The following is a 6,133-nucleotide window of genomic DNA, read 5'->3' as shown; positions in this document are numbered from 1 at the left end:
TAATAACTGACGCGGTGATAAAAATCACCGCGTTTTTTGTGTATAATACTTGAATACTTAACTTTCTAGCAATATAATATATTTAGAAAATTTTTACGAATTAGTGAATGAGTATTCATTCACAGGGGGAGGGAAACAATGAATCTATCTGCACAGCTTCATGAAACAGCGAAGAGTTCTGCCGAAAAGCCAGCGTATTATTTTATGGGTCAGGCAAGTACTTACGCAGAATTGGATGGGGCCATTACAAAGTTTGCTTCGGGGTTAGAGAAATTAGGAATCAAGCAAGGTGATCATATTGCCTTATTGCTCGGCAACTCACCACATTTTATTATCAGCTTATATGGGGCATTACGGCTAGGGGTAACCGTCATTCCCATTAATCCAATTTACACGGCTGATGAAATTGGCTATATCTTAAATAATGGGGATGTTAAAGCGGTTGTTGCACTCGATTTAGCATTACCATTAGTGGAAAAAGTCCATGTTTTACTACCAAAAATTGAGCAATACGTCTTTTGTGAAACGAAGCCTGATAGCCTGGTACAATCTAAGATTGAAAACCTTTCAGTTTATCCAAAAATGAAATCGTTTTCAGAGGTAGTTGCTTTAGGTGAATTAATTTTCCAAGGTCCCGAGCTTAAGGATGATGATGTCGCAATCATTCTCTATACTTCCGGAACAACTGGAAAACCAAAGGGTGCAATGTTAACCCATAGGAATTTGTATAGCAATGCCAAAGATGTTGCCGATTATTTAAAAATGAATAACGATGACAGAGTGGTAACAGTCCTTCCAATGTTCCATGTTTTCTGTTTGACAGTTGCCTTAAATGCACCGTTATTAAGTGGTGCAACCTTGTTGATTGTACCAAAATTTAGTCCGAAGGAAATTTTTGCGTTAATAAAGGGATATGAGCCAACTGTTTTTGCGGGTGTCCCGACAATGTATAATTTCCTCTATCAATTTCCAGATGGACATCCTGATGACCTGAAATCATTACGTTTATGTATTTCCGGCGGCGCATCACTTCCAGTTGCTCTCTTAAAGAATTTCGAACAGAAATTTAACGTGGTGGTTTCGGAAGGGTATGGCTTATCAGAGGCATCACCTGTCACATGCTTTAACCCGCTTGATCGTCCGCGTAAGCCTGGCTCCATTGGAACATCGATTATGAGGGTGGAGAACAAAGTAGTTGACGAACTTGGTGAAGATGTACCTGTTGGGAGCGTTGGTGAACTAATTGTCCGTGGCCCAAATGTGATGAAGGGCTATTATAAAATGCCGGAAGAAACAGCAGCAACGATTCGAAACGGCTGGCTTCATACTGGTGACATGGCGCGAATGGATGAAGAAGGGTACTTTTATATTGTTGACCGGAAAAAGGATTTAATTATTATAGGCGGTTACAATGTATATCCTCGTGAAGTGGAGGAAGTGATCTACAATCATCCAGATGTTGTTGAAGTGGCAGTGGTTGGTGTTCCAGAGCCTAACCAGGGTGAGGCTGTAAATGCCTATGTTGTCAGCAAAAACCCTGAACTTAGCAAGGAGCAAATACTTGAATATTGTAAAGAACATCTTGCTAAATATAAGGTGCCAACAACGATTGAGTTTTTAGAAGAACTGCCAAAGAACACAACAGGAAAAATATTGAGACGTGCCCTTAAAACACAGGTCACGCAAGCTGTTGGAAAGTAAGATTTTTTATGTTTTAGCAAAATTTTTCTAATGAAAGGCAGGCATTTTACCTGCCTTTTTCGAATTTCTAAACTAAAGGGGTGGAGAAAATGGAGCAAATATTACTTGAGGTGAACAATCATATAGCGATTGTTACCATTAATCGTGCGGAAGCACTCAATGCCTTTAATTACGAGACATTGCTGGAATTGCAAAGGAAGGTTGAGGAAATCCGGATTGATTCAATGGTCAGGGCTGTTATTTTTATTGGTGCAGGCGAGAAGGCCTTTAGCGTTGGTGCCGATCTAAAAGAACGAAGAAACCTAACCGATGAGCAAGTGAAACGAAATTTGTTTAAAATAAATGAGGTTTTTAACGCAATTGATAATCTTCCCCAACCAACCATCGCTGCCATAAACGGCTTTGCTTTCGGCGGCGGTATGGAGCTTGCCTTGGCTTGTGATTTTCGGTTTGCAGCAAAGGAAGCAGTAATGGGATTAACAGAAACGGGTCTTGCGATTATTCCAGGTGCTGGCGGGACGCAGCGGCTTCCAAGACTTATTGGTCAGGCGAAGGCATTGGAGTTAATCCTAACCGCACGCCGTCTGACGGCAGACGAGGCCTACGACTATGGACTTTTGACAAGGGTTGTTCCTCGTAATGATTTATTGCATGAGTGCTTAGGCTTTTGTTCGCTGCTGCTTGCAAATGGTCCAATTGCTTTACAGCAAGCAAAGTTTGCCATAAAAAATGGGATGAATACCGATTTAAGCACAGGGCTGCAGATTGAACGAAAAGCCTACGAGGTAACACTTCCAACTGAGGATCGAATTGAAGCATTACAAGCCTTCGCCGAAAAAAGAAAACCTATTTTTAAAGGGAAATAATGTGAAACATCATCAGTGAGGGTTTTTTCCATCCCCCACTGATTTTTTTTGGACCAATCGGAGTTATTGGAGCCAGAACCTAGGAAAAAAGTGAGAGAAAAGTACTCATAGAGGTTATTTGAGGGCGCTTCTACTTTTTTATTTACAGAAAATTTGCTAAAATCTATGTTTATATGAGTGATTGTAACGAGGGGGAATCGAGATGGCGGATTTAGCAATAGGAAGAGAATCGTCTGAATTTAAAAAGGGTGTCCAAGCGGGGATCAGCATCGGGATTGGTTATTTTCCGATTGCTCTGACATTTGGTCTCCTTGCAAAAACCTCCGGGCTGTCTATTTATGAAACGGTTTTAATGAGTCTCATTGTGTTTGCCGGTGCATCACAATATATCTCATTAAGCCTTATTGCTTATGGGACCGGTATATTTGAAATTATTTTAACAACCTTTATCGTAAATATTAGACATTTTTTGATGTGTACAACATTAAATGAAAAGTGTGAAGAAGATCATCTTTTTAACAAAATTATTTATTCTTTTGGAATTACCGATGAAACGTTTTCTGTTGCAGCTACAAGGGAAGGAAGAGTAACAACTGGATTTATGCTCGGCCTCATTTCAATAGCATATTCAAGCTGGGTGGTATGTTCAGGTATAGGCCATCTTATTGGGGCCAGTCTGCCGCAAACCTTACAGGAGAGTATGGGTGTTGCCCTATATGCTATGTTTATTGGACTCCTGGTTCCTTCAATGAAAAAAAGTGCAAAAGTAGTTTTCTTGGCCGTACTTGGAGCGATTTTTAATTCAATTTTTACTATCGGCCACATCATGGCTCAGGGCTGGGCAATTGTCACGGCTACGCTATTATCGGCCATTATCATCGAAGTAGCAGAAGTGATGAAAACGAGACATGGAGGCGGCAGACATGAAGAGTGAAATAATTTGGATGATTATCGGAATGGGGCTTGTTACTTATATTCCGCGAATGCTCCCTTTTGTTCTGTTTAAAGGGAAGGAGCTGCCGCCATTTATTCAAGGGGTGTTAAAAAATGTCCCATATGCCACCCTTGGCGCATTAATATTTCCAGCTATTATCTTTATTCAACAAGATGATATTTGGTACGGGGTATTGGGGGCTGCCGCCGCCTTTATAGCAGCCTATTTAGGAGCCAATGTAATCTTGGTAGTCCTTGGCTCTATTGCTATTCTCGCGCTATACTCTTTTCTACTATAAGTCAGTCACTGTGCTGGCTTTTTTTGGCCGATAGGAAAGTATAACTTTCCAATCAGGCATAAGTGCAACTACGCCTCTGTCTTCGCCCTTAGGGGCTCGCCAATCGGCGAGTTTTCTTTACTTAGTTCTAAAAACCGCCATATTTAACTAAACTATGTATAGGAGAGGCTGTACACAAAGGGGGACAAAATCATGGTAAGAAAAATGGGGGTCTATGCGGTTTTGGCCTTTTGTTTATATGGACTGTTTTTTTATTGGTATTTATTTTACTTTGCCGATGTAACATTACCATTTGAATATGAAGGATCAAAGGCAGACCCATCTACCTTTCTTAACGGAAGAGAGCTAAGCTTGAGCGAGGAGTATTCAAAAGTCAGAAACCTATTGTTTTTTTTATCAACACCGTTTGAATGGCTTTTTTATTTTCTTATTTTGTTATTCGGTTTTTCAAAAGCATTTAAACGCTGGGCTGAAAGTTCTTCAAAGTTTAAACTGCTGCAAATGGCAATCTATTTAATTTGGTTATCCTTTTTTACCTTTTTAGCAACTTTTCCTTTAAAGTATATTAGTTATTCTTTAGCCAAAACCTATCATATTTCAACACAAACCTTTCCTTCTTGGATGAAGGATGAGTTGATTGATTTTTGGATTAATTACGGGACATGGTTGATTATTGTCCCGGTCTTATACTGGCTGATGAAGAAAAGCCAAAAGCGTTGGTGGCTTTATGGATGGCTGTTATCGATTCCCTTTACGATATTCATGATGTTTCTTCAGCCGGTTGTCATCGACCCCTTATACAATGATTTTTATCCATTAAAAAACAAGGAATTGGAATCAAAGATTCTAGCCTTGGCTGATAAGGCTGATATTCCAGCAAAGCATGTCTTTGAGGTGAATATGGCGGATAAAACCAATTCCTTAAATGCATATGTTGCGGGGATTGGCTCGAATGCTAGGATTGTCCTTTGGGATACGACGTTAAACAGGCTAAATGATAAACAAATTCTTTTTATAATGGCCCATGAAATGTGCCATTATGTTGAAAAACATATTTATTTCGGAATTGCTGGCTATTTACTTTTATCGTTACTCGGGCTGTATTTGACCTATAGGCTGATGAATTGGGCAGTGGGACGCTTTGGGAGGGAACTAAGAATAACAGATGTTAGAGATATTCGCTCTCTACCGTTATTTTTTATGATTCTATCGATGCTCTTATTTACTGCAAGCCCTTTGACGAACTTAGTTTCACGCTATCAGGAAACACGGGCTGACAAATATGCGATTGAGATGACAAAAAATCCTGAGGCTGCGATTACCTCTTTTCAAGAATTAACCCGTTCTGGATTAAGTCAGGTAAACCCGCCGTTTTTGGTAAAAATTTTCCGTTATACCCATCCTTCTATGCTTGATCGCATTTCCATGCTCGAAGAATATGAGATTAAGCATCGAGATAAATAGGATAAAAAACTGAAGACATTAAACTCGTCTTCAGTTTTTTTAGCTAATAGCCAGGAAAGTATAAATTTTTCAAATTTATACTTTCCTAACGCATAAGTGCAACTACGCCTCTGTCTTCGCCCTTAGGGGCTCGCCAATCGGCGAGTTTTCTTTATTGTCCATACGCCGCTAAACTACGCTTCCACTTTTCTATAAAAAACAAAAACCGCCTAGTTGTGGCGGTTTAAAACGTTCCTTTACAATCCAAAACGTTTGTTGATTTCCTTGAGCTCACTAGATAAAAGGAGAAATGATTTTTTGTCCCGGCGGTCAATGGCTAAGTCAATTTTCCGTTGTAATTTTTCCTTTTCAACCGTTAGCTGAATTTCTGACAAGAGCATTTCGATGTAAAGGTCCTGGATGAAGTTTTCTTTCATTCGATTCCGTTTCATGGCACCAAGTTTCATTAATTCCGTGTATGATTTTTCATTCATGAAAATCACCTCTGATGCTTTTTTTAATTATATGGAAATTTTTAAATAATATCAGTAATTTTTAAAGTTTTCTGATAGTATTTTTCTTGACATGAAAATTGTGAATAATTTAGTAACATTTTCCAAAACCAAAGGAATAAAAAGATAAAAGTGGTAAGATATGGTGGATCGGCTATAATGAAAAGGAGTTGAATGTATTGAAAGGTATAAAAATTGGAGAATATTTGGTGAATTCTTGTACGATGTATATTGAACCAGTGGAATATGCCAATAAAATCTATTCCCATATTGTTGAAGTAGAAGAAGAATTTTTATCACCTTTTAAACCATTACAAAATATTAAAAACAGTTGTGATTATTTTGGTGTAGATTATGAAAGCAGAAGGAAGGGGACAAG

7 protein-coding genes are annotated in these 6,133 nt (G+C 38.9%); 6 read left to right on the top strand and 1 reads right to left on the bottom strand.

The window, feature by feature from the left end:
- Nucleotides 1-138 precede the first annotated feature (138 nt).
- The 5 genes from V7150_RS19045 to V7150_RS19025 all read left to right on the top strand — a co-directional run bounded on the left by V7150_RS19045 (nt 139) and on the right by V7150_RS19025 (nt 5,263).
- Nucleotides 139-1,701 (top strand): fatty acid--CoA ligase family protein, encoded by a 1,563-nt coding sequence (locus V7150_RS19045; RefSeq protein ID WP_335521464.1) that lies wholly within the window; start codon nt 139-141, stop codon nt 1,699-1,701.
- A gap of 89 nt (nt 1,702-1,790) precedes the next feature.
- Complete coding sequence (locus tag V7150_RS19040; RefSeq protein ID WP_335521461.1) at nt 1,791-2,567, top strand: enoyl-CoA hydratase-related protein; 777 nt, start codon at nt 1,791-1,793, stop codon at nt 2,565-2,567.
- A gap of 202 nt (nt 2,568-2,769) precedes the next feature.
- Nucleotides 2,770-3,501: an AzlC family ABC transporter permease gene (locus tag V7150_RS19035; RefSeq protein WP_335521459.1), complete on the top strand. Its 732-nt coding sequence runs from the start codon at nt 2,770-2,772 to the stop codon at nt 3,499-3,501.
- Nucleotides 3,491-3,799, top strand: coding sequence for an AzlD domain-containing protein (locus V7150_RS19030; protein ID WP_335521457.1), 309 nt, complete (start codon nt 3,491-3,493; stop codon nt 3,797-3,799). Before V7150_RS19035 ends, V7150_RS19030 begins: the two co-directional genes overlap by 11 nt.
- A 192-nt stretch (nt 3,800-3,991) precedes the next feature.
- Nucleotides 3,992-5,263: a M48 family metallopeptidase gene (locus V7150_RS19025; RefSeq protein ID WP_335521455.1), complete on the top strand. Its 1,272-nt coding sequence runs from the start codon at nt 3,992-3,994 to the stop codon at nt 5,261-5,263.
- A gap of 236 nt (nt 5,264-5,499) precedes the next feature.
- Here the strand turns inward: V7150_RS19025 and V7150_RS19020 are convergent, their stop codons facing one another.
- Nucleotides 5,500-5,736, bottom strand: a complete 237-nt coding sequence (locus tag V7150_RS19020; protein WP_335521454.1) for an IDEAL domain-containing protein — start codon at nt 5,734-5,736, stop codon at nt 5,500-5,502.
- A gap of 197 nt (nt 5,737-5,933) precedes the next feature.
- On the opposite strand from V7150_RS19020, the gene V7150_RS19015 reads away from it, so the two are divergent.
- Nucleotides 5,934-6,133 (top strand): competence protein ComK (locus tag V7150_RS19015; RefSeq protein ID WP_335521452.1); only part of this gene is annotated, 200 nt, incomplete at its 3' end.

This window comes from Neobacillus drentensis, assembly GCF_036965245.1.
Classification (GTDB): Bacteria; Bacillota; Bacilli; order Bacillales; family Cytobacillaceae; genus Neobacillus; species Neobacillus drentensis_G.
The sequence above is the reverse complement of the archived record's forward strand: the minus strand, read 5'-3'. Positions and strand labels throughout refer to the sequence as shown.

Excerpts from the sequence above, each read along its gene's own strand:
- V7150_RS19025 (WP_335521455.1), top strand. The coding sequence starts at position 3,992 with ATGGTAAGAAAAATGGGGGTCTATGCGGTTTTGGCCTTTTGTTTATAT.
- V7150_RS19020 (WP_335521454.1), bottom strand. The coding sequence starts at position 5,736 with ATGAATGAAAAATCATACACGGAATTAATGAAACTTGGTGCCATGAAA.
- V7150_RS19035 (WP_335521459.1), top strand. The coding sequence starts at position 2,770 with ATGGCGGATTTAGCAATAGGAAGAGAATCGTCTGAATTTAAAAAGGGT.
- V7150_RS19030 (WP_335521457.1), top strand. The coding sequence starts at position 3,491 with ATGAAGAGTGAAATAATTTGGATGATTATCGGAATGGGGCTTGTTACT.
- V7150_RS19045 (WP_335521464.1), top strand. The coding sequence starts at position 139 with ATGAATCTATCTGCACAGCTTCATGAAACAGCGAAGAGTTCTGCCGAA.
- V7150_RS19040 (WP_335521461.1), top strand. The coding sequence starts at position 1,791 with ATGGAGCAAATATTACTTGAGGTGAACAATCATATAGCGATTGTTACC.